Below are 21,768 nucleotides of genomic sequence, written 5' to 3'. Positions count from 1 at the left end.
TTTCTCTTGGCGACGCAAGAGAAAGTTACTGCGCCGCCGGGCGCACACCCCGGCCTCCGCCCTCAACCAAAGCACACAGCAACCACAACACAAGAGGCAAGCAAATGGCCTTTGAATTCCCCATCCGAATTTATTGGGAAGACACCGACGCGGGCGGAATAGTCTTCTACGCCAACTACCTCAAGTTCTTCGAACGCGCCCGCACCGAATGGCTCCGCTCCCTCGGCATCGGCCAGCAAGCCCTCAGGGAACAAACCGGCGGCATGTTTGTCGTAACCCACAGCCAGGTACGTTACCTGCGGCCTGCCAGGCTGGACGATGAACTCATTGTTACTGCCCAGCTGCAAGAGGCCGGCCGCGCATCGTTGACAATACTGCAGCAAGCGCTCCTGAAACCAGAGCACGACATGACCGAAAATCCGCCCGCACTGCTCAGCGAAGGCACCATCCGCATCGGCTGGGTGGACGCCGCCACCCTGCGGCCCGCGAGAATACCGAGCACCCTTCTGGAACAACTCTCAACAACACCATGAATTCCCAAAACATGTCCATCCTCAGCCTGGTGCTGCAGGCCAGCTGGGTGGTGCAACTCGTCATGCTGCTGCTGCTGGTCGTCTCCGTCGCCAGCTGGGCCGCCATATTCCGCAAGCTGTTCGCGCTCAAGCGCATCAAGTCGCTCAACGACGATTTCGAGCGCGACTTCTGGTCTGGCACCAGCCTGAACGACCTGTTCGCCAGCGCCGCCCAGAACGCCAAGAACGCCGGCCCCATGGAACGCATCTTCGCCAGCGGCATGCGCGAGTACCAGAAACTGCGCGAGCGCCGCATCACCGATGCCGGCACCCTGATGGACGGCGCACGCCGCGCCATGCGCGCCAGCTTCCAGCGCGAGATGGACGTGGTCGAGTCGAGCCTGTCGTTCCTGGCCACCGTGGGCTCGGTGTCGCCCTACGTGGGCCTGTTCGGCACGGTGTGGGGCATCATGCACGCCTTCACCGGCTTTGCCGGCATGGAGCAGGTGACCCTGGCCACCGTGGCCCCCGGCATCGCCGAGGCGCTGGTGGCCACCGCCATCGGCCTGTTCGCCGCCATCCCGGCCGTCATCGCCTACAACCGCTTCGCGCGCGACATCGACCGCGTGGCCACACACCAGGAGACCTTCATCGAAGAGTTCTCCAACATCCTGCAGCGCAACCTGGGCGCGCAGCAACCCGTCTCGGCATCGGGGCACTGACACCATGCCCGCCATGGCATCCCGCGGCCGAGGCCGCCGCACCATCAACGAGATCAACATGGTCCCGTTCATCGACGTGATGCTGGTGCTGCTCATCATCTTCATGGTGACGGCCCCCATGCTAACCCCCGGCATGGTCGACGTGCCCAGCGTGGGCAAGGGCAAGAACCTGCCCAAGGTGGTGGCGCAGGTCATCGTCAACAAGGATGGCTCGCTGCAGCTCAAGACCCCCGAGGCCACCCGCAGCATGAGCCAGCGCGAGATCGGCGAAGCCGCGCTGCGCTGGCAGAAAGACCAGACAAAAGAGACGGCTGTCATCATTACGGCCGACAAGGGCGTTGTATACGACAACGTGGTCAAGGCCATGTCCGAACTGCAGAAAGCCGGTGTGCAGCGCGTAGGTCTCTCCGTCAAACAGGGCGGCTGAAGCCGAAGTGCCCCGCCTTCCTTGATTGACTGAACCGAAGACGACGTACACGCTCTACTCCCTCCATGCACGCCCAAGACGACCGCGACCAGTTTGCGCCCCCCGCACCCCCTGCCCGCCTGCGAGCCATCTCGCTGGCGGTGCTGGTGCATCTGGCGCTGATCGGCGCACTCACCTGGGGCGTCAACTGGAAGGCCAGCTCCGACCAGCCCGCCGTGCAGGCCGAACTGTGGGCCGCCGTGCCCCAACAGGCGGCGCCCCCTGAGGTGACGCCGCCGACACCCCCGACCCCGCCAACGCCCCCCGTGCCACCGCCGCCCGAGCCGCCCCGGCCCGCGCCAGTGCCCCCTCCTCCTCCCCCACCGCCACCGCGCGCCGTGGAGCCCGATACGCGCGAGGCCGACATCGCCATCGAGCGCGAGAAAAAGCGCCTGGAGCAGGAGAAAAAGGCCCGCGCCGAGAAGCTTGAGCGCGACAAGCGCGAGCGTGAGCGCAAGGAAGACGAGCGCGAAGAGCGCCTCGAAAAGGAAAAGAAGGAAAAGCTCGCCGAGCAAAAGAAGGCCGCCGAGCAGGAAAGGCAAAAGAAGCTGCTCGCCGAAGAAAAGCGCAAAGCCGAAGACGCCAAGGACGCGAAGGAAGCCAAGGAGGCCGCAGCGAAGAAACAGCGCGCCGAGGCCGAAGCCAAGCAACTCGCCGCCCAGCGCGAGGCCAACCTGCGCCGCATGCAAGGGCTGGCGGGCTCCGAAGGCAACGAGAAATCCACGGGCACCGCGCAACGCGACGCAGGCCCCTCGGGCGGCTACGGCGGCCGCGTGGCCGCCAAGGTCAAGCCCAACATCGTCTACCCCGACGCGATATCGGGCAACCCGCGCGCCGAGGTCGAGGTGCGCCTGGCGCCCGACGGTACCATCGTCGGCAAGCGCCTGGTGCAGTCCAGCGGCAACAAGGCCTGGGACGATGCCGTGCTGCGCGCCCTGGACAAGACCGAAACCCTGCCGCGCGACGTGGACGGGCGCGTGCCGCCCTCGCTGACCATCGGGTTCAGACCGCAGGATTGACAGGCCCCGACCTATCCCGGCCGCGTTCCAGCGCACTGGTGAGCAGGGTCGAAGTCAAGGTACTGGTCGACGCCCAAGGAGTTCCATTGGTATGCGGCCTCACAGGTTTGCGTTCTGTGCTGATGCAATTTTTGACGCAAAATCACATCAAAATGGCGGTTCAAAGGAACCAGCATGCGAATGACCGTGACGATCGATGACGCCCTGTACGAGGAAGCGCTGCAGGTTGCAGAACCCGGGATGGACAAGGCCGACTCATCCGGGAGGCGATGAAGACCTTTGTGCGCGTGCAAGCCGCCAAGCGGCTCGCGTCCATGGGCGGCACCTTGCCCGGCACTACCGAGATTGCCCGGCGCACGGAAAGCGCTGCCCAGTGACGCAGGTGCGGATCGGTGCATCGGTCCGAGGTCGATCACGTCCATCAGTGCGGTGCGCCTAGCTGCCAGCTCCTGCCATGTAGCGACCGGTAGCTCCCACAGGCAGCCACCGAACCTTCCGACACCGGCCCGGCACCCCCTCACCACGGCAAGGTAAACGTCTTGCAGTTGGTGAACGACTTGATCGCCTCCTGCACCCCTTCCTTGTAGCCCAGGCCCGAATCCTTGATGCCGCCGAACGGGGTCAGCTCGATGCGGTAGCCGGGCACCTCCCAGAGGTTCACGGTGCCCACCTGCAGTTCCTTGGCAAAGCGGGTCACATCGTCCATGCGGTTGGTGCAGATGCCCGACGACAGGCCGAACGCCGTGCCGTTGGAGATGCGGATCGCCTCGTCGATGTCCTTGAAGGTGATGATGGGCGACACGGGGCCGAAGGTCTCCTCGCGCACCACAGTCATCTCCGGGCGCACGCGGTCCAGCACCGTGGGGGAGTACAGCGCGCCCTCGCGCACATTGCCTGCCAACAGGCGCGCGCCCTGGGCGATGGCCTCGTTCACCACCGTCTCGAAGTGGCGGGCTGCGGCCTCGTCAATCACCGTGCCCATCTCGTTGGCCTTGTCCATCGGGTCGCCGTAGCGCCATGCCCGGGTCTTGGCCACCACGCGCTCGGTGAACTCGGCCACCACCTTCTCGTGCACCAGCATGCGCTTGACCGCCGTGCAGCGCTGGCCCGAGTTCTTGTACGAGCCCTGCACCGCCAGATCGCTGGCCTTGTCCAGGTCGGCATCGTCCATCACGATCAGCGGATCGTTGCCGCCCAGTTCCAGCACCATGCGCCGGTAGCCAGCCTTCGACGCAATGTACTTGCCGATGGCCACCCCGCCGGTGAAGGTGACCAGATCGACATGGCGGTGGGTCAGCAGCTCGTCGGCAATCTCGCGCGGGTCGCCGGTCACCACCTGCAGCATCTCCACCGGCAGGCCGGCCTCGTACAGCAGGTCCGCAAAATAGTAGGCCGACAGGGGCACCTTCTCCGAGGGCTTGAGCACCATGCGGTTGTTCGTGGCCACGGCGGGCACCACCTTGTGCGCCACCTGGTTCATGGGGTGGTTGAAGGGCGTGATGGCGGTGATCACGCCCAGCAGCGGCTCGCGCGTGGTGATCACCTTGCGCTTCTTGCCGTGCGGCGTGAGGTCGCACGAGAACACCTGCCCATCGTCGCGCAAGGCTTCGTTGGCGCCGAAGTTCAGCACGTCGGCCACACGCCCGATTTCGTAGGTGCTGTCCTTCTTGCACAGGCCCGACTCGGCGGTGATGATGCTCGATGCCTCGTCGGTGCGCTCGCGCAGCAGCGCCGCCGCACGGTTCAGGATGGCCGAGCGCTCGTAGCGCGACAGCGTGGGCACATAGGCGTGGGCGATGTCCATCGCCCGGCGCACGTCCTCCACGCTGGCCATGGCCACCGTGCCCACACGCTCGCCGCTGTAGGGGTTGACGACGTCGATGCTGCGCTCCGTGCGCACCTTGACGCCACCGATGCGCAATGCCTCTGCGCGAAAATCCGCGCTTTCCATGATGCAACTCATGCTGCCTCCTTGAAGGGTACCGTGGTCGTTCCGATGAAGTTCTTGCCGCGTGCGCCGGTCAGCGCGTGCGCCACCATCTGCTGCGCCTGGTCGTCGCTCACGCCATAGTCGGCAAAGCGCGTCCTCACGCCCAATGTCTCGATGAAGCGCACCAGCCGGCCGGGCGCAGCATCCAGGGCACCCAGCGCGCGCTCCAGCACCGCATCGCGCTCGGGGCTCTGGCCTATGGCGCGCTCCAGCACCATGGGCAGCGGAAAGCTGCAAGCAATGCCGTGCGGCAACCCATAGCGCAGCGTCATCTCGTAGGAGATGGAATGCGCCAACGCCGTGCGCGTGTTCGAGAACGCCATGCCGGCCTTCAGCGCCGCCAGCGCCATGCGCCCGCGCAGCGCCGCATCATCCAGGCGCTCCATCAGCTGCGGCAGCGCGTCCAGGATCTCGTGCACCGCCGCCACCGCAAAGGTGTCGGACACCGGGTTGGCATTCACGTTCCAGATCGACTCCAGCGCGTGCGACAGCGCATCCAGCCCGCTTTGCAGCGTGACCGAGGCGGGCAGCGACAGCATGAGCTCGGGGTCGATCAGCGCGATGCTGGGCCAGGTCTCGGGCAGGTGCAGCGAGTATTTCTTCTGCGCCCCGCGGTCCCATATGGTGGCCCAGGGCGTCACCTCACTGCCGGTGCCGGCCGTCGTCGGCACAGCGATCAGCGTCTTGGTCTGGGCCGGGGTAAAGCTGGCCCCGGACGCCAGCAGCGCCACCAGTTCGGCAAAGCGCCCGCTGGGCGTGGCCACCATCAAGGCCTTGGCGGTATCGATGGCACTGCCCCCGCCCACGGCGATGATCACCTCGGCCGCAGCGCTGTCGCCGGACCAGAAGGCGTCGTACAGCGCCGCGAGCTCGGCCACGTCGGGGTTGGGCCGCACGTCGTCGATCACGCCCACCAGTTGGTCGCCCAGCAGGGCCTCGATGCGCGCCACCAAGCCGAGCTGGCGCGCCTCCGGGAAGGTGACCAGCAGCGCGCGCCGTCCGGCCAGCAGCCCGGGCAGGGACGACAGTGCCCCGGCCCCGTAGACGCTGCGTACGGGGTTGAAGTATTCATGTGGCATGGAAGGGAACCTCTAGACGGAAGAAAATGCGTGGTTCAGCGCGAGGTCGAACACGTCGAAATTGCGCAGCCGTCGGCCGGGGGCAACACCCCTCAAAGGCCGGTTGAACAAGAGCGGCACCTTCTGCTCGGAGATGCCGCCGTGCGAGCGCAGGGGCACGGTCAGCCCGCTCAGGTCGTGCCGCGCCGCGCTGGTGCCCAGCACCGTGAGGTGGTCCGACACCACCACCAGGTCGCCAATGCGGTCACCCGCCAGCTCGAAGCGGGCCGCCGCCTCCTCGCGTGTCAGCACCACCTCCACGCCCGGCAGGGCCAGCAGCGCACTGCGCACGCCCTCCAGCGTGGCGCCGGCATTCACGTAGATGGTCGCGAACGAGCCCAAGGCGCCGTGGTGTACCACGTAGGGGTCGGTGATGGGCAGGATCACCCGCGTGCTGCCCGCACCGAGCTGTGCATCCAGCTCCTGCTGCAGGTAGACCACGCGCGGCTTGCCGGCGGCATCGGTCTTGGGGCTCATGCCATGGTCGGCGGTGAGGCCGATGACCGCGCCCAGCGCATCGAGCTGCTGCAGGTAGCCGTCCATCATCGCGTAGAAGGCATTGGCCTCCGGCGTGCCGGGCGCGCACTTGTGCTGCACGTAGTCGGTGGTCGACAGGTACATCAGGTCCGGCCGGCGGGTCTCCATCAGGCGCACGCCGGCCGCAAAGACGAACTCGCTCAGATCAGCGCTGTACACCGAGGGCACGGGCCTGCCCACCAGCTCCAGCACATTCTCGATGCCGCATTCGGCCAGCGTGGCCTTGTCGGCCTTCTCGGCCGAAAAGCAGATGCCCTTGAGGCCGTGGCCGAGCAGGGTGCGCAGCTTGTCCTTGGCCGTCACCGCCGCCACCAGCGCGCCGGCATCGGCAAAGGCGGCCAGCAGCGTCGGGGCGCGCAGGTACTCGGGGTCGTTCATCATGACCTCGCGGTCGGCGGCCACGTCGTAGAAGTAGTTGCCGCAGATGCCATGCACCGAGGGCGGCACGCCGGTCACGATGGACACGTTGTTCGGGTTGGTGAAGCTGGGCACCACGCAGTCCCCGATCAGCGAGCCGCCCTGGGCCTGCATGCGCGCCAGGTAGGGCGCGACGCCGGCCTGGATGGCCTGGGTCAGGTAGTCGGGCTCGCAGCCATCCACGCAGACCACCACCACCGGTGCGGCGGGCCTGGCGTACTGCCGGCCATTGGCCTGCACAAAGTCGATCACAGCGGCATTCATCATCGGGCTCCTTTTTGAATCCAGGCACGCAGCCGGGTCGATACATAGTCCGCCACCATCACCATGGCGATGATCACGGCGATGCAGGTGGCGGTGTCCTGGTACTGGAACAGCTTCATGCTGCCCACCAGTTCGAAGCCGATGCCGCCCGCGCCCACCATGCCCAGCACGGTGGCCTGGCGCAGGTTGGTCTCGAAGCGGTAGAGCACCACGGCGATCCATGCGGTCACCACCTGGGGCAGCACGGCAAAGACGATGGTCTGTATGGCACCGGCCCCGGTGGAGCGCAGCGCCTCGATGGGCCCCTGGTCGATCTCCTCGATGGACTCGGCAAAGAACTTGCCCAGCATGCCCGCGCCATGCACCGCCAGGGCCAGCACGCCCGGAAACGGCCCCAGCCCCACGGCCGCCACGAAGATCAGCGCCAGGATGATCTCGTTGACCCCGCGGGTGAAGTTGAACAGCTGCCGCGTGAGCTGGTAGACCACCACGTTCGGCGTGAGGTTGCGCGCCGCAAAGAAGCACACCGGCACCGCCAGGACCACGGCCAGCAAGGTGCCCCACACGGCGATCTGCACGGTCTCGATCGCCGGGACGATCAGCTTGTCCAGAAACGCCCAGTTGGGTGGCAGCATGCGCCCCATGAAGTCGCCGATCCACGGCAGGCCCTTGCCCAGCTCGCCAAAGCTGACCTGCGCGCCGCGCGCGGCCCACCACAGCACGCCGACGAACAGCGCGCCGATGCCGATGCGCGGCCACCAGCCCAGGCCACCGCTGGGCCGGGCCACCAGAAAGGTGTAAGAACCGATGTTCATGCTCCTGCCTCCTCAAGTTCCAGCTGGCGCAGCGCGGGTGCGGCTGTGGCCGCCACGCAAGGGGTGCTGCGGCTGCGCGCATCGCCCTCGTCCAGGCCGGGGTAGATTTTTCGCAGCACCTCGTCCGTCAGGCCCTCGGGCCCGCCGTCATAGACGATGCGCCCGCCCGACACGCCCACGATGCGTTCGCCGAACTCGCGCGCATAGTCGATCTGGTGCAGGTTGCACACCACGGTGATGCCCAGCTCGCGGCTGGCCTGCTTGAGGTAGTTGAGCACCGTGCGCGAGGTCTTGGGGTCCAGGCTGGCCACGGGCTCGTCGGCCAGGATCACCTTGGGCTGCTGGGCCAGCGCACGGGCAATGCCCACGCGCTGCTTTTGCCCGCCCGAGAGCGTGTCGGTGCGCAGCTCGGCCTTGTCCTGCAGCTCCACGCGGCGCAGGCATTCCAGGGCAATCGCCACATCCTTGCGCGGAAACCACTGCAGCCACGACAGCACGGCAGGCATGGCCCCCATGCGGCCCGTCAGCACGTTCTTCTGCACCGACAGGCGCGGCACCACGTTGTAGTGCTGGAAGATCATCGCCACCTGGCGGCGCAGCGCGCGCAGGCTCGCGCCGCCGGGCTGGGCCAGTTGCCCGTCGATGTGGACCTCGCCACTCGTGGGCTCGGCCAGGCGGTTGATGCAGCGCAGCAGCGTCGACTTGCCGGCCCCCGAGGGGCCCAGCACGACCAGGAACTCGCCGGGGGCCACGTCAAGGTCGATGCCCTTGAGTGCATCGAAGTCGCCATAGCGCTTGTTCAGGCCACGGATCTTGATCATTTCATGGCCCTCAGGTCGAGGTTCAGGACCTTGGCCGTTTCGCGGATGATGTCGTAGGCCTTGTCGTTCGTGGGGTGGAAGCCGTTGAGCATGCCCTGGTCCGACCACGGGATATCCTTCACATCCAGGAAGGCGGCCTGCACGCGCTTCTTGAGCGCGGGGTCCAGGTCCTTGCGCCACACGGTGGGCGACTCGGGGATGGGGTCCGACTTCCACACCACCACCAGGTCCTCGCGCTTGGCCAGGCCCTTGGCGATGGCGGCGTCCAGGATGCGGTCGGCAATCGCCACGGCCTCGATCTTCTTGTTCTGCACCGCCACGGCGTTCGAGTCGTGCGAGCCCGAGAAGATCACCCGGCCGAAGTCCTTGTCGGTGTTGAAGCCCTCCTTCATCAGGCCGGCCTTGGGGAACAGGTGGCCCGAGGTGGAGGTCGGGTCCACGAAGGCGAAGGTCTTGCCCTTGAGGTCGGCCACCGTCTTGATGCCGCTGTCCTTGTGGGCCACGATGAGCGCGTGGTAGAAGGCCCGCCCGGCCTTCTTGGTCTCGGCCACGGCAAAGGCCTCGATGGGCGCCACCGTGGTGCCCATCACGTACGAGAAGGGCCCCAGGTAGGCCACATCGAGCCGCTTGGAGCGCAGGGCTTCGATCACGCCGTTGTAGTCGGCCGCCACGAAGGGCTTGACCGGCATGCCCAGCGACTTGGACAGCATGTCCATCATCGCCTGGCTGTTGGCGATCATGGCCCGCGAGTCCTCCGAGGGAATCAGCCCCACGTTCAGGACATTGGGCGTCTGGGCGGAGGCTCCCAGCCCCAGGAGCGGTGGAGCCAGCAGCATGGATGTGCTGGCCAGCAGGGATCGGCGCGTGAATTTCATCGTTGTCTCCTACGGGTTGGGTGTGAACCTCTTTTGCGCATGCCTCGGTGGCCCGACGCATGGCGCTACTGTCGGCGCTGCGCCACTATCTTGCAAATTCAACTTTTTTCACCGTTGCATTCATTCAATCTATAGTTGGCCCGGGATAACACGGAGAAAAATGTCATGCGCTTGACACAGTTGAGGTCCTTCCACGCCGTGGCCACGGAGGGCAGCTTCACGCGCGCGGCCCAGGCACTGCACGTGAGCCAGCCCACGGTGACCACCCAGGTCAAGCAACTGGAGGAGCTGTACCAGGTGGAGCTGTTCCACCGCACCGGCCGGCGCATCCGCCCCACGGAGATCGGAGAGCGCCTGCTGCAGCTGTCGCGCCAGATCTTCGGGCTGGAGCACGAGGCCGTGCAGGTGCTGCGCGATGCCGGCGAGCTGCGCTCGGGCCACCTGCGCGTGGCCGCCGTGGGGCCTTCGCATGTCACGAAGATGCTGGCCGCCTTCAACCAGCGCTACCCGGACATCAACATCTCGGTGGGTACCGGCAACTCCGAAGACGTGCTGACCCGCCTGCTCGACTACTCGGCCGACGTGGGCGTGCTGGCACAGGTGCTCAAGGACAAGCGCTTCGTCTCGGTGCCCTACAGCGAGCACCCCATCGTGATCTTCTGCAACGCCAACCACCGCTTTGCGCGCCGGCGCAGCATCCGCACGGCCGAGCTGCAGGGCGAAAAGCTGATCCTGCGCGAGCAGGGCTCCACCACGCGCAAGGCCATCGAGTCGGCCCTCAAGGCCGCAGGCGTGCAACCCACGGTGGTGATGGAGGTGGCGAGCCGCGAGATCATCCGCGAGGCCGTGCTGCAGGGCCTGGGCGTGGCGGCGGTGTCCGAGGTCGAATACGTGCCCGGCGCGGGCCTGCACGCGGTGCGCATCAGCGACGCGCAGATCAAGACCTACGCCCACGTGGTCTGCCTGGCCGAGCGCCGGGACATGCGCCTGATCCGGGCGTTCTTCGAGATCATCGGCCGCGAGTCCTGAAAACAGGTTCCGAAAAACAAAAAACCCGGTGACCACCAAGGCAGCCACCGGGTTCTTGCATCGCTTCTCAGCGGGGCCGCCCTCCCGTGGGCCCGCCCCTCGCTCTCTCTTATGTAACTACGTGAGAGCGGAGAACAAAACTCAGCGAAGCGGTTCTGGCTAGGCGCAGCGTCGCAGGCAGTACGGGTAGTACGACAAGACGCTGCAACGACGCCAGAAGAGTTTTGTTAGCCGCTCTTATCGGTCGCGGCGCTCCATGCGGCGGTTCAGGTTCAGGGCGCCCAGCGTACAGGCCACGCCCGACAGCAGGTACACCGTCACGGCCAGCAGGCCGAACTGGGCCGACAGGCCCAGGGCCACCAGGGGCGCAAAGGCGGCGCCGATGATCCAGGCCAGGTCGGCCGACAGGGCGGCGCCCGTGTAGCGGTACTTGGGCGAGAAATTGGCCGTCACCGTGCCCGAGGCCTGGCCGTACGACAGGCCCAGCAGCACAAAGCCCAGCAGCAGGAACATGGTGCTGCCCACCTCGCCGCTGTTGAGCAGCACGGGTGCCATGAAGCTGAACACACCGATCAGCACCGCCATGCCGCCCAGCAGCTTGCGCCGGCCCAAGTGGTCAGACAGCCAGCCCGAAACCATGATGGCCCCGGCCGCCAGGAAGGCGCCGACGATCTGCACGCCCAGGATCTGGGTGACGGGCTGGTCCGTGTACAGCGTGATCCACGACAGCGGGAACACGGTGACCAGGTGGAACAGCGCAAAGCTGGCCAGCGCCGCAAAGGCACCCAGCAGCACGTTGCCGCCCTCGTCGCGCATCACCTCGTGCACGGGCACGGGCTGCAGCTCACGGTCCTGCAGCAGCTCGGTGTACGACTGCCCCACCACCAGGCGCAGGCGGGCGAACAGGGCCACCACGTTCACGGCAAAGGCCACGAAGAACGGATAGCGCCAGCCCCAGGCCAGAAACTCCTGCACCGTGAGGTTGGCGTACAGATAGGCGAACAGGCCGGCCGCGAGCACAAAGCCCACGGGCGCGCCCAGCTGGCCGATCATGGCGTACCAGCCGCGGCGGTGCTTGGGCACCGACATCGCCAGCAGCGACGGCAGGCCGTCCCAAGAGCCGCCCAGCGCCAGGCCCTGGCCGATGCGCAGAATCAGCAGCGCCACGATGGCCGTGGTGCCCAGGTCCTTGTAGCCCGGCAAAAAGGCCATGCCCACCGTGCACACTCCCAAGAGGAAGAGCGCAATGGTCAGCTTGGTGCCCCGGCCCCAGCGCCGCTGGATGGCCATGGAGATGGCCGTACCGATGGGCCGCACGACGAAGGCCACGGCCAGCAGCGCAAAGGAGGCCAGCGTGCCATCCAGGCGCGACATGAAGGGGAACAGGAACGACGGGAAAACCAGCACGCAGGCGATCCCGAAAACGAAGAAGTCGAAATACTCGGACGAGCGTCCGATGATCACGCCCACCGCGATTTCGCTGGGGGTGACGTCTTCATGGGTGTCCGCGCGGGAAAGAGAGTCGTGGCCTTCTTCAAAGCCATTCGCTGGGTAGATAGCAGAGGCGGGACTGCTCATGAACGGAATTCCTTGTTGTGTAACTGATACACCCACGTTTTACACCCAAGGCCCCCTGGCGGCAAGTGAGCTTTCACTGACGCTCTTGCAGGACAAATGCCATAGTGTGCTCACGACGGGGTCAAGGCATGGCGCCGTTGGCACCGGAATGGGGCAAAAACTTGACCTTGGACAAAATGTCCAATGGACAAATTTACCTGCTCTATTACATTGAGCGGCAAATTGTCATTCGCGTTTACCCCTAAACGCCTTTGTTGGGCCCATCACATGTTCAAACTTCCCCAACTTCGCGGGCCGGCATGGCTTGCGTTGGCGGCCACAGCCACCAGCCTCGCCGGCTGCAGCAAGGCTGTCGTCCTCAACCCCGCAGGCGACGTCGCCTCGCAGCAAGGCCACATGGTCGTGCAGGCCACCTTGCTGATGCTGATCATCATCGTCCCGGTGATCGCCCTCACGCTGTGGTTCGCCTGGAAGTACCGCCAGTCCAACACCGCCAACACCGAAGCGGACTACGACCCCGACTGGCACCACTCCACCACGCTGGAGCTGGTGATCTGGACCGTGCCCCTGCTGATCATCATCGCCCTGGGCGCGCTGACCTGGATCGGCACCCACAAGCTCGACCCCTACCGCCCGCTGGACCGCATCTCGGCCACCAAGCCGCTCGAAGCGCAGGCCACCCCCCTGGTGGTGCAGGTGGTCGCCATGGACTGGAAATGGCTGTTCTTCTACCCCGAGCAAGGCATTGCCACGGTCAATGAGCTGGCCGCCCCGGTGGACCGCCCCATTTTGTTCAAGCTCACCGCCACCTCCACGATGAACTCGTTCTACGTGGCCGACCTGGCCGGCATGATCTACGCCATGCCCGGCATGCAGACCGAGCTGAACGCCGTGATCAACAAGCCCGGCGTGTACCCCGGTATCGCCTCGCACTACAGCGGCTCGGGCTTCTCGGGCATGACCTTCAAGTTCCACGGCCTGAGCCAGGGCGACTTCGAGCAGTGGGTGGCCAAGGCCAAGACCGAAGGCAAGGCGCTGGACAAAGCCACCTACCTGAACCTCGTCAAGCCCAGCGAGCGCGACCCCGTGCAGCGCTTTGCCAGCGTGGAAGACGGCCTGTACGACAAGGTGCTCAACCGCTGCGTCGAAGAAGGCAAGATGTGCATGCACCACATGATGACCATCGACGAGCGCGGCGGCGAGGCCTACATGAAGGCCATGGGCATCAACCTGCCCCAGGACGTGTGCACAGTCGACAACGCCGGCCAGATCGTGGCGGCACTCGAAGCGCGCCACGCCACGGTCTATGACCGCACCCTTTCCCGCCAATGATCCGCGCCTAAGAGACTGACGAACATGTCCACCTCACCCGTTACCGCACCACCGCATTGGGCCCTGGGCCGAATCACCTGGGACTCGATACCCATGGCGCACGAGCCCATCGTGCTGATCACCTTCATCGGCGTCGTGCTCGGTGGCCTGGCCGTGCTGGCCGGCATCACCAAGTTCCGCCTGTGGGGCACCCTGTGGCGCGACTGGATCTGCAGCATCGACCACAAGAAGATCGGCATCATGTACATGATCCTGGGCGTGGTCATGCTGCTGCGCGGCTTTGCCGACGCGCTGATGATGCGCCTGCAGCAGGCCATGGCCTTTGGCGACAACATGGGCTACCTGCCGCCGCACCACTACGACCAGATCTTCACCGCCCACGGCGTGATCATGATCTTCTTCGTGGCCATGCCGCTGGTCACGGGCCTCATGAACTACCTCGTGCCGCTGCAGATCGGCGCGCGCGACGTGTCCTTCCCGTTCCTCAACAACTTCAGCTTCTGGATGACCACCGCCGGTGCCATCCTGGTGATGGTGTCGCTGTTCCTGGGCGAGTTCTCCACCGCCGGCTGGCTGGCATTGTCGAACCTGGGGGCGCAGAACCCGGGGGTGGGGCTTGACTACTACATCTGGGCGCTGCAGATCGCCGGGGTGGGCACCACGCTCTCGGGCATCAACCTGATCGTCACCATCATCAAGATGCGCGCGCCCGGCATGAACCTCATGCGCATGCCCATCTTCACGTGGACAGCCCTGTGCACCAACGCGCTCATCGTCGCCTCCTTCCCCGTGCTCACCGCAGCGCTGGTGCTGATGTCGCTGGACCGCTATGCCGGCACCAACTTCTTCACCAACGACCTGGGCGGCAACGCCATGCTGTACGTGAACCTGATCTGGATCTGGGGCCACCCCGAGGTGTACATCCTGATCCTGCCCTGCTTCGGCATCTTCTCCGAAGTGGTGGCCACGTTCTGCAAGAAGCGCCTGTTCGGCTACACCTCCATGGTCTACGCCACGGTGGTGATCACCATCCTGTCGTACCTGGTGTGGCTGCACCACTTCTTCACCATGGGCTCCGGCGCCAGCGTGAACACCTTCTTCGGCATCACCACGATGATCATCTCGATCCCCACGGGCGCGAAGATCTTCAACTGGCTGTTCACCATGTACAAGGGCCGCATCCGCTTCGAGCTGCCCATGCTGTGGACCCTGGCCTTCATGGTCACCTTCGCCATCGGCGGCATGACCGGCGTGCTGCTGGCCGTGCCCCCGGCCGACTTCGTGCTGCACAACAGCCTGTTCCTGATCGCCCACTTCCACAACGTGATCATCGGCGGCGTGCTGTTCGGCCTGTTCGCCGGCATCAACTACTGGTACCCCAAGGCCTTTGGCTACAAGCTCGACCGCTTCTGGGGCCTGTGCTCGTTCTGGCTGTGGGTGGTGGGCTTCTACGTGGCCTTCATGCCGCTGTACATCCTGGGCCTGATGGGTGTCACCCGCCGTGCCAATCACTTCGAAGACCAGTCGCTGCAGATCTGGTTCGTCATCGCCGCCTTCGGCGCCTTCCTGATCGCCCTGGGCATCGCCTGCCTGCTGATCCAGATCGTGGTGAGCTACCTGAAGCGCGAACAGCTGCGCGACCACACCGGCGACCCATGGGACGCCCGCACGCTGGAGTGGGCCACTTCGTCGCCCCCGCCGGACTACAACTTCGCCTTCACCCCCAAGGTGTACGAGATCGATGCCTGGTGGGACATGAAGAAGCACGCCTACGCGCGCCCCCTCACCGGCTTTGCGCCCATCCACATGCCGGCCAACACCGGCGCGGGCGTGATCATCTCGGCGCTGTCGCTGGTGCTGGGCTTCGCCCTCATCTGGCACATGTGGCTGCTGGCCGGCCTGTCGTTCGCGGGCGTGGTGCTGGTGGCCATCATCCACACGTTCAACTACAAGCGTGACTTCTACATCCCCGCCGCGCAAGTGACGGAGACCGAAAACCTGCGTACCCAACAACTGCGTGCCAGCCATGTCTGATATCACCTACAACCAAGCTGCCGCCGCCATCACGGCGGGCGGCCCCACGGGCGCCACGCTGGCGCGCCGCGAGTACCACCTGGCGCACGAGCCGCATCCCGAGAACGGCACCGCCCTCGGTTTCTGGCTCTACCTGATGAGCGACTGCCTCATCTTCGCTGCGCTGTTCGCCACCTACGGCGTGCTGGGCCGCAGCTACGCCGCCGGCCCCACCGGCGCGCAGCTGTTCGACCTGACGCTGGTGGCCATCAACACCGCCTTCCTGCTGGCGTCGTCGATCACCTTCGGCTTCGCGATGATCAAGAAGCAGCAGAACAACGTGAATGGCACGCTGCTGTGGCTGGCCATCACCGGCGTGTTCGGCCTGTGCTTTCTGGGGCTGGAGCTGTATGAGTTCCACCACCTGATCCACCAGGGCGCGGGCCCGCAGCGCAGCGCCTTCCTGTCGGCCTTCTTCACGCTGGTCGGCACCCACGGCCTGCACGTCACCTTCGGCCTCATCTGGCTGGTGGTGCTGATGCTGCAGATCAAGAAGCACGGCCTGATCCACGAGAACAAGCGCCGGCTGATGTGCCTGTCGATGTTCTGGCACTTCTTGGACGTCGTCTGGATCGGCGTCTTCACCTTCGTGTACCTGATGGGAGTGCTGTAAATGAGCGCCGCACAACACACCGCCAACGCCCACGACGGCCACGGCCATGACGATCACCACGACGACCACCATGGCGACGTGGGCCCGCACAGCACCTTCTCGGGCTACATGGTCGGCTTCGTGCTGTCCATCATCCTCACCGCCATCCCGTTCTGGCTGGTCATGGCCAAGGTGATTGCCGACCGCAACACCGCCATCCTCGTGCTCGGCGGCTTCGCGGTGGTGCAGATCCTGGTGCACATGGTCTGCTTCCTGCACATGAACGGCAAGGTCGAGGGCGGCTGGACGCTGCTGTCCACCATCTTCACCGTGGTCTTCGTGGCCATCGCCATCAGCGGCACGCTCTGGGTCATGTTCCACATGAACGCCAACATGATGCCCGACCACCCCACCCCTACCCCGCCCACCCAGAGCGAAGCCGGCGCGGCAGCCAGCCATCACACGCCCTGATGGGTGCAGCGCCGCCACGCCCCACGACGATGCGGGGCGGGGCGCAACCCCTTGCAAAGCGGCCGCCCACAGCGGCCGCAGCCGTTTTGGGGCCGTGCAATCGACCAAGCCAAGGAAATCCCCATGACCTCAACCCACGCAAACCACGCAGCCCCTCGGCGCCTGCGCCGCGCCGTGCTGCTGGTGCTGGGCATCGCCCTCTTCCTGGGCTTTGTGGCCCTGGGCACCTGGCAGGTGCAGCGGCGGGTGTGGAAGCTCGACCTCATCGAGCGCGTGGACCAGCGCGTGCACGCCGCCCCCGTGGCCCTGCCCCCGGCCGCTGACTGGCCCGGCATCAACGCCGCAGGGCATGAATACCTGCCCGTCACCATCACCGGCCACTGGCTGCCCGGCAAGACCGTGCTCACCCAGGCCGTCACGGCCCTGGGCTCGGGCTTCTGGGTCATCAGCGCGCTGCAGCAGGGCGACGGCACCCAGGTGCTGGTGAACCGCGGCTTCATCCCGCAAGACCAGCGCGCAGAGTGGGCAGGCAAGGTCGATGACGCCGCCCCCCCCACCGTGCAGGGCCTCATCCGCATCACCGAACCCAAGGGCGGCTTCCTGCGCAGCAACGATCCCGCCGAGCAGCGCTGGTTCTCGCGCGACGTCGCGGCCATCGCCCGGGCACTGCAACTGCCCCGCCCCGCCCCCTTCTTCATCGACGCCGGCCTGCCCACGCGCGGCGTGGCCAACCCGACCGCCGAGGCGGTGGAAGTGGCCGGCACCGCTGCCACCACGGCGGGCAGCACCTGGCCGCGCGCGGGGCTCACCACCATCCGCTTTGCCAACAGCCATGCGGTGTATGCCCTCACCTGGTACGGCCTGGCGCTCATGGTGCTGGGCGCGGGCTGGTTCGTGGTGCGCTACGAGCGGCGCCGGTAGACTCCCACCATGCCCCTTCTACGCATCGCCAAGAGCGCCGAGTTCTTGCGCAACCCGCGCGCTGCCGATGCCGCCGCCGGCATCAAGAACCTGCAGCAGCTTATTCAGCTGCGCTGGATGGCCGTCATTGGCCAGGTCTTCACCATCGAGGTGGCGCACCACAGCCTGCGCCTGACCATCCCCCTGCACCAGATGCTGATGGTGGTGGGCTGCCTGGCCGTGTTCAACGTGGTCAGCCTGCTGCGCCTGCGCACGGGGGTGCAGGTGCGCAATGTGGAGCTTTTTTTGGCCCTGCTGGTGGACGTGGCCGTGCTCACCACCCAGCTGTATTTGAGCGGCGGCACCAGCAACCCCTTTGTCTTTTTGTACCTGCTGCAGATCGCGCTGGGCGCCATATTGCTGCGCGGGGCCTACATCTGGAGCATGGTGGTCATCACCACCGTGTGCTTTTGCGTGCTGGCCACCCACCACCTGCCGCTGGAGCTGCCGCAAGACCTGCACCAGGGCCTGTCGAGCCTGTACGTCATCGGCCTGTTGGTGTGCTTCGTGCTCAACGCGATTTTGGTGGTGGTGTTTATCACCCGCATCAGCCTGAACCTGCGCGAGCGCGACGCCCGCCTGGCCGCCGCGCGCCGCCGCCGGGTGGAAGAAGAGCACATCGTGCGCATGGGCCTGCTCGCATCGGGCGCCGCGCACGAGCTGGGCACACCGCTGTCCACCCTGGCCGTGATTCTGGGCGACTGGCAGCACGACCAGGAGCTGATGGGCGACGAAGTGCTGCGCGAGGACATCGAAGAAATGCGCACGCAGGTGCAGCGCTGCAAGAGCATTGTCAGCGGCATCTTGCTGTCGGCCGGCGAGGCGCGCGGCGAAGAGTCGGCCCAGACCACCGTGAGAACGTTTGTCGACGCCCTGGCCGACGAATGGCGCACCACGCGGTCGATACCCGCGTTTTCGTACCGCAACGACTTTGGCGACGACACGCCCATGGTGTCGGACACCACGTTGAAGCAGATGGTTTTCAATGTGCTGGACAATGCAAGGGACGCCTCGCCCCAGTGGGTGGAACTGCTCATCACCCGCGACGACAAGGCCGATGTGCCCGCCCTGTGCATCACCGTCAACGACGCAGGCCCCGGCTTTGCGCCCGGCATGCTGGACCACCTGGGCGAGCCCTACCAGTCCACCAAGCAGCGCCCCGGCAGCGGCCTGGGCCTGTACCTGGTGGTCAACGTGGCGCGCACCCTGGGCGGCAGCGTTACGGCGCGCAACCGCGCCCCCGAGGGCGGGGCCGAAGTGAGCATTCGCCTGCCGCTGGCAGCCGTGGCGATGCCGCGCGGCCACCGGCCGGTGTGATGGCCACGGATTAGCGTGCGTTGGATGGATTGGCTGGACAACCAACCAGACCAACAAGCAGCTTTTGTAGCCAGTCAAAGTTGAATTCGTACTAGTACAAAACCCGAGCCCGACCGCCATGGACGAAATCACCACCGCCAGCAGCAGCAGCAGCCCCGCAGCAGATCCACCCTCCAAGGATGCCAAGGAAAAGCCCCAGTTGCTCATCGTCGAAGACGACGAGGCCTTTGCCCGCACCCTGGCCCGCTCGTTCGAGCGCCGCGGCTACCGCGTGCTCCAGGCCGCCAGCCTGCCCGAGGTGGAAGCCTTGCTCACCCAGCACACCCCCGGCTACGCCGTGGTCGACTTGAAGCTCAAGGGCGACGCATCCGGTCTGGCCTGCGTGCAAAAACTGCACGCCGCCAGCGAAGCCATGCTCATCGTCGTGCTCACCGGCTTCGCCAGCATCGCCACTGCGGTGGAGGCTGTGAAGCTGGGCGCCTGCCACTACCTGGCCAAGCCGTCGAACACCGACGACATCGAGGCCGCGTTTGGCTTGAAGGCCGGGGATACCGAGGTGGACGTGACCAACCGCTCCAGCTCGCTCAAGACGCTGGAGTGGGAGCGGATTCACGAGGTGCTGGCGGAGACGGGGTTCAATATTTCGGAGACGGCGCGGCGGTTGGGGATGCACCGGAGGACGTTGGCGCGGAAGTTGGAGAAGCAGCAGGTGAGCTGACACCCACCCAATGGCGATGCTCACAAACCAGGTACCGGTATGGAGCGTAGCCTCGTGGACCTCCTTCGCAAGCCTCAGCATGACAGAAGCTATTTCAATGGGTCAGAAAGGAATGTCCTTATCCATGTCATCAAAACCATCAACGTGGATCGAGGGAGGCACCCGAGGAGGCGGTGCGCGCTGAATCGTACGATTTCTTGCCAATGCCTCCAACGTTAGTTCGGCGTACTCACCTTCGCTCTTCAGAAAAGTATCCAGACCGTCTTCGGTAGCCCGGTAAGCAAAGTACTGCCCGCCGTCACGGTCATCATTTTCTATGGACTTCTCGATATAACCAAGCCTTACGAGCTTCACCGCAGCCAACGAAATCATGTAATCTGGCTTTTTTATGCGACTGCTTATAATTCCGTACGCAAGGCCAATAGGGTAGGCCACATGACTTTGCACACACTGGGCAAGAAACTCAAGGTCAACACCGTTTAACTTGTAGTCTGGAGGGTTTGACAAATGCTGCCCTGGCTTTCGAATCTCTTCGCTAAATGATCTGGGTAAAATACCGAACTCCTTGATTCGGCGCCGAACTTGGGAGCAGGCAACGTTAAGGGCTGATTCAATGTCACCATCTGGCCGGTCTGCGTCGTAACTGGCTGCTGTCACGCCAGCAAGATCAGACGGAAGATGCATCTCAACGTTCCGAGGCTTGATAACGTAACAGCGATCCTTCCCAATCGATCCAATAAACAAACCAAGCTCAAACACCACGTTGTCGCGAGCCACTGCGACCTCTTTTTTCCGCATCGTAGTAACGTCATCCGGCGTAAATGCAAACACAGCGAAGTCCACGGCAGATGACTTTCGGATCAAATCACCTAGGCCATCAGAGCCAAGCTTGAATGTCCCATGTTGCCAAATGGTGCAATGCACATCCCGATCAAGGTTTTCATTGATGGCATTTGCTACCGGTAGGCCCTCGACAGACGAGGCTATGAAGAGTGCTGGCTTATCCATGTCAGGCAATGTACCTGACATTGCCCTATTCTTGTAGTCCCAGTGTGTTCAACATCACCTGTTTTGCTCCGGCATCTTCTCGATCTTGCGTGGGACGAGGCCTGCACGATGCAAATGGCGCCCGCCTTGCCACCGAGAGCGGCTAACACGCCTTGCAAAAGCGACATCGAAAGCAGGTACGCCTGACAGTTCATGTCTCGATGCCCCGTTAACAAAAAACTGTGGCAACAGCTGCATCCCCTTTGTCATAGGCGCCCCCCGCAGCCTCAAAGTCATCAGCGAAGCCACCCTCAAAGGCATCCTGTTCATGCGGCAAACAGGCATCTCCCGGGAGGACCTTCCTCAATTATTGGGTGCGGCAGCGGCATGACCTGCTGGCGACGGCCCAGGGATCGGAATGCCGCAGCCGTGTGGGACAAGCTGCACCAAGCCATGCTCGTGCGTCTGCGCGAGCACGATCAGATGGATAGGAGTCGTGCCAGCATCAATGGCGCATCGATCTCAGGCCCGGGCGGGGCGAAGTAACAGACCCCAACCCTACAGGACGAGGGAAGCTCGGAAGCAAACGGCACATCGTCGTAGATGCCCGAGGCATCCTATTAGTAGTAGTGCTGGTCAGTGGCGCCAACCGGCACGGCCGCATGATGTTCGATAAGTGCATTGATTCTCTGCCACAAGTTCGAAGACTGCGCGGCAGGCTCAGGCGTTGGCCCTCCGAACTGCACGCCGCCAAGGGATGGCTATTCCAACTGCACAGCACACCTGCGCGGCCACGGCATATCAAGCAGGTTTGCCAAGCGGGGCCTAGAAAGCAGCAAGCGCCTGGGCAAGCATCGCTGGGTAGTGGAGAGAACCCATGTGTGATTTGCAGGTTTCGGCAAGCTGCGCATCCACTTTGAACGGCAACTGGACATCCACGAGGCGTTTATGAAATTGGCCGTAGCCGTCATCTGCTCGCGGCTTGTTGAGAGGTCGTGTTAGCTACCCTTGGCCTGAAGCTGCTTGATCAGTGCCTGCCGCGGTTGGCCAAGCTATCCAACGCCGATCACATCGAGTCCGCCTCTGGCACACGCGAGGGCGATACCGAGGTGGACGGGACCAAGCGATCTAGCTTTCTCAAGACGCTGGGACGAA

The 21,768-nt window shown here is 64.8% G+C and carries 20 protein-coding genes and 2 pseudogenes; 14 read left to right on the top strand and 8 right to left on the bottom strand.

The annotated features are described in order from the left end of the window. Window positions 1–104 precede the first annotated feature (104 nt). The 5 genes and pseudogenes from ybgC to ASE31_RS29515 all read left to right on the top strand — a co-directional run bounded on the left by ybgC (window position 105) and on the right by ASE31_RS29515 (window position 3,096). Window positions 105–533: a tol-pal system-associated acyl-CoA thioesterase gene (gene ybgC / locus ASE31_RS29535; protein ID WP_057206633.1), complete on the top strand. Its 429-nt coding sequence runs from the start codon at window positions 105–107 to the stop codon at window positions 531–533. After that, complete coding sequence (gene tolQ / locus ASE31_RS29530) at window positions 530–1,234, top strand: protein TolQ (protein ID WP_057206632.1); 705 nt, start codon at window positions 530–532, stop codon at window positions 1,232–1,234. Before ybgC ends, tolQ begins: the two co-directional genes overlap by 4 nt. 4 nt (window positions 1,235–1,238) lie before the next feature. Continuing rightward, window positions 1,239–1,661 (top strand): biopolymer transporter ExbD, encoded by a 423-nt coding sequence (locus ASE31_RS29525; RefSeq protein ID WP_057206631.1) that lies wholly within the window; start codon window positions 1,239–1,241, stop codon window positions 1,659–1,661. 65 nt (window positions 1,662–1,726) lie between these two features. Beyond that, window positions 1,727–2,719: a cell envelope integrity protein TolA gene (tolA, locus tag ASE31_RS29520; protein ID WP_057206630.1), complete on the top strand. Its 993-nt coding sequence runs from the start codon at window positions 1,727–1,729 to the stop codon at window positions 2,717–2,719. A 174-nt stretch (window positions 2,720–2,893) separates the two neighbouring features. Further along, a pseudogene (locus ASE31_RS29515) lies at window positions 2,894–3,096 on the top strand (type II toxin-antitoxin system VapB family antitoxin). Between the two features lie 140 nt (window positions 3,097–3,236). On the opposite strand, the gene phnY reads toward ASE31_RS29515, so the two are convergent. The 6 genes from phnY to phnD are packed head-to-tail and all read right to left on the bottom strand — an operon-like array spanning window position 3,237 to window position 9,556. Next, complete coding sequence (gene phnY / locus ASE31_RS29510) at window positions 3,237–4,682, bottom strand: phosphonoacetaldehyde dehydrogenase (protein ID WP_057206629.1); 1,446 nt, start codon at window positions 4,680–4,682, stop codon at window positions 3,237–3,239. Then, window positions 4,679–5,788, bottom strand: a complete 1,110-nt coding sequence (gene psrA, locus ASE31_RS29505) for an iron-containing alcohol dehydrogenase PsrA (protein WP_057206628.1) — start codon at window positions 5,786–5,788, stop codon at window positions 4,679–4,681. Before psrA ends, phnY begins: the two co-directional genes overlap by 4 nt. 12 nt (window positions 5,789–5,800) lie before the next feature. Further along, window positions 5,801–7,045 (bottom strand): phosphonoacetate hydrolase, encoded by a 1,245-nt coding sequence (gene phnA, locus ASE31_RS29500; protein WP_057206627.1) that lies wholly within the window; start codon window positions 7,043–7,045, stop codon window positions 5,801–5,803. Then, window positions 7,045–7,860, bottom strand: a complete 816-nt coding sequence (phnE, locus tag ASE31_RS29495; RefSeq protein WP_057206626.1) for a phosphonate ABC transporter, permease protein PhnE — start codon at window positions 7,858–7,860, stop codon at window positions 7,045–7,047. Before phnE ends, phnA begins: the two co-directional genes overlap by 1 nt. After that, a complete protein-coding gene (gene phnC / locus ASE31_RS29490; RefSeq protein ID WP_057206625.1) occupies window positions 7,857–8,681 on the bottom strand; it encodes a phosphonate ABC transporter ATP-binding protein in 825 nt (274 codons plus the stop codon). Before phnC ends, phnE begins: the two co-directional genes overlap by 4 nt. After that, a complete protein-coding gene (phnD, locus tag ASE31_RS29485) occupies window positions 8,678–9,556 on the bottom strand; it encodes a phosphonate ABC transporter substrate-binding protein (RefSeq protein WP_057206624.1) in 879 nt (292 codons plus the stop codon). The genes phnC and phnD overlap by 4 nt, the downstream gene beginning before the upstream one ends. A gap of 165 nt (window positions 9,557–9,721) precedes the next feature. Between phnD and ASE31_RS29480 the strand changes: the two genes are divergently transcribed. Next, entirely contained in the window at window positions 9,722–10,585 is an 864-nt protein-coding gene (locus ASE31_RS29480) for a LysR substrate-binding domain-containing protein (protein WP_057206623.1), read from the top strand. Between the two features lie 237 nt (window positions 10,586–10,822). Here the strand turns inward: ASE31_RS29480 and ASE31_RS29475 are convergent, their stop codons facing one another. Then, window positions 10,823–12,163 carry an MFS transporter gene (locus ASE31_RS29475; protein ID WP_057206622.1) on the bottom strand — a complete coding sequence of 447 codons (1,341 nt, stop codon included), beginning with the start codon at window positions 12,161–12,163 and terminating at the stop codon, window positions 10,823–10,825. A gap of 267 nt (window positions 12,164–12,430) precedes the next feature. On the opposite strand from ASE31_RS29475, the gene cyoA reads away from it, so the two are divergent. The 7 genes from cyoA (at window position 12,431) to ASE31_RS29440 (ending at window position 19,626) form a co-directional block, all read left to right on the top strand. Further along, entirely contained in the window at window positions 12,431–13,495 is a 1,065-nt protein-coding gene (gene cyoA, locus ASE31_RS29470) for a ubiquinol oxidase subunit II (RefSeq protein ID WP_057206621.1), read from the top strand. A gap of 24 nt (window positions 13,496–13,519) precedes the next feature. Next, entirely contained in the window at window positions 13,520–15,529 is a 2,010-nt protein-coding gene (cyoB, locus tag ASE31_RS29465) for a cytochrome o ubiquinol oxidase subunit I (RefSeq protein WP_057206620.1), read from the top strand. Then, on the top strand, window positions 15,522–16,181 hold the full coding sequence (gene cyoC, locus ASE31_RS29460; RefSeq protein WP_057206619.1) for a cytochrome o ubiquinol oxidase subunit III: 660 nt from the start codon (window positions 15,522–15,524) through the stop codon (window positions 16,179–16,181). The genes cyoB and cyoC overlap by 8 nt, the downstream gene beginning before the upstream one ends. Further along, on the top strand, window positions 16,182–16,631 hold the full coding sequence (gene cyoD, locus ASE31_RS29455; RefSeq protein ID WP_057206618.1) for a cytochrome o ubiquinol oxidase subunit IV: 450 nt from the start codon (window positions 16,182–16,184) through the stop codon (window positions 16,629–16,631). Between the two features lie 123 nt (window positions 16,632–16,754). Beyond that, a complete protein-coding gene (locus tag ASE31_RS29450) occupies window positions 16,755–17,552 on the top strand; it encodes an SURF1 family protein (protein ID WP_057206617.1) in 798 nt (265 codons plus the stop codon). A gap of 9 nt (window positions 17,553–17,561) precedes the next feature. Beyond that, window positions 17,562–18,908 carry an ATP-binding protein gene (locus ASE31_RS29445; protein WP_057206616.1) on the top strand — a complete coding sequence of 449 codons (1,347 nt, stop codon included), beginning with the start codon at window positions 17,562–17,564 and terminating at the stop codon, window positions 18,906–18,908. A gap of 118 nt (window positions 18,909–19,026) precedes the next feature. Beyond that, window positions 19,027–19,626: a response regulator transcription factor gene (locus ASE31_RS29440; RefSeq protein WP_057206613.1), complete on the top strand. Its 600-nt coding sequence runs from the start codon at window positions 19,027–19,029 to the stop codon at window positions 19,624–19,626. Between the two features lie 102 nt (window positions 19,627–19,728). Here the strand turns inward: ASE31_RS29440 and ASE31_RS29435 are convergent, their stop codons facing one another. After that, the gene (locus tag ASE31_RS29435) at window positions 19,729–20,634 is read right to left on the bottom strand and encodes a TIR domain-containing protein (protein WP_082604433.1); all 906 of its coding nucleotides are present in this window, start codon (window positions 20,632–20,634) and stop codon (window positions 19,729–19,731) included. A 192-nt stretch (window positions 20,635–20,826) separates the two neighbouring features. Here ASE31_RS29435 and ASE31_RS32305 point away from each other — a divergent pair. Further along, a pseudogene (locus ASE31_RS32305) lies at window positions 20,827–21,615 on the top strand (IS5 family transposase). Window positions 21,616–21,768 lie beyond the last annotated feature (153 nt).

It is taken from the genome of Acidovorax sp. Root217 (assembly GCF_001428645.1).
In the GTDB taxonomy this organism is placed as follows: domain Bacteria; phylum Pseudomonadota; class Gammaproteobacteria; order Burkholderiales; family Burkholderiaceae_C; genus Acidovorax.
This window is presented reverse-complemented; position numbering and strand designations above follow the sequence as displayed.

Coding starts and splice junctions, on each gene's coding strand:
- ybgC (WP_057206633.1), top strand. CDS start 105: ATGGCCTTTGAATTCCCCATCCGAATTTATTGGGAAGACACCGACGCG.
- tolQ (WP_057206632.1), top strand. CDS start 530: ATGAATTCCCAAAACATGTCCATCCTCAGCCTGGTGCTGCAGGCCAGC.
- ASE31_RS29525 (WP_057206631.1), top strand. CDS start 1,239: ATGCCCGCCATGGCATCCCGCGGCCGAGGCCGCCGCACCATCAACGAG.
- tolA (WP_057206630.1), top strand. CDS start 1,727: ATGCACGCCCAAGACGACCGCGACCAGTTTGCGCCCCCCGCACCCCCT.
- phnY (WP_057206629.1), bottom strand. CDS start 4,682: ATGAGTTGCATCATGGAAAGCGCGGATTTTCGCGCAGAGGCATTGCGC.
- psrA (WP_057206628.1), bottom strand. CDS start 5,788: ATGCCACATGAATACTTCAACCCCGTACGCAGCGTCTACGGGGCCGGG.
- phnA (WP_057206627.1), bottom strand. CDS start 7,045: ATGAATGCCGCTGTGATCGACTTTGTGCAGGCCAATGGCCGGCAGTAC.
- phnE (WP_057206626.1), bottom strand. CDS start 7,860: ATGAACATCGGTTCTTACACCTTTCTGGTGGCCCGGCCCAGCGGTGGC.
- phnC (WP_057206625.1), bottom strand. CDS start 8,681: ATGATCAAGATCCGTGGCCTGAACAAGCGCTATGGCGACTTCGATGCA.
- phnD (WP_057206624.1), bottom strand. CDS start 9,556: ATGAAATTCACGCGCCGATCCCTGCTGGCCAGCACATCCATGCTGCTG.
- ASE31_RS29480 (WP_057206623.1), top strand. CDS start 9,722: ATGCGCTTGACACAGTTGAGGTCCTTCCACGCCGTGGCCACGGAGGGC.
- ASE31_RS29475 (WP_057206622.1), bottom strand. CDS start 12,163: ATGAGCAGTCCCGCCTCTGCTATCTACCCAGCGAATGGCTTTGAAGAA.
- cyoA (WP_057206621.1), top strand. CDS start 12,431: ATGTTCAAACTTCCCCAACTTCGCGGGCCGGCATGGCTTGCGTTGGCG.
- cyoB (WP_057206620.1), top strand. CDS start 13,520: ATGTCCACCTCACCCGTTACCGCACCACCGCATTGGGCCCTGGGCCGA.
- cyoC (WP_057206619.1), top strand. CDS start 15,522: ATGTCTGATATCACCTACAACCAAGCTGCCGCCGCCATCACGGCGGGC.
- cyoD (WP_057206618.1), top strand. CDS start 16,182: ATGAGCGCCGCACAACACACCGCCAACGCCCACGACGGCCACGGCCAT.
- ASE31_RS29450 (WP_057206617.1), top strand. CDS start 16,755: ATGACCTCAACCCACGCAAACCACGCAGCCCCTCGGCGCCTGCGCCGC.
- ASE31_RS29445 (WP_057206616.1), top strand. CDS start 17,562: ATGCCCCTTCTACGCATCGCCAAGAGCGCCGAGTTCTTGCGCAACCCG.
- ASE31_RS29440 (WP_057206613.1), top strand. CDS start 19,027: ATGGACGAAATCACCACCGCCAGCAGCAGCAGCAGCCCCGCAGCAGAT.
- ASE31_RS29435 (WP_082604433.1), bottom strand. CDS start 20,634: ATGGATAAGCCAGCACTCTTCATAGCCTCGTCTGTCGAGGGCCTACCG.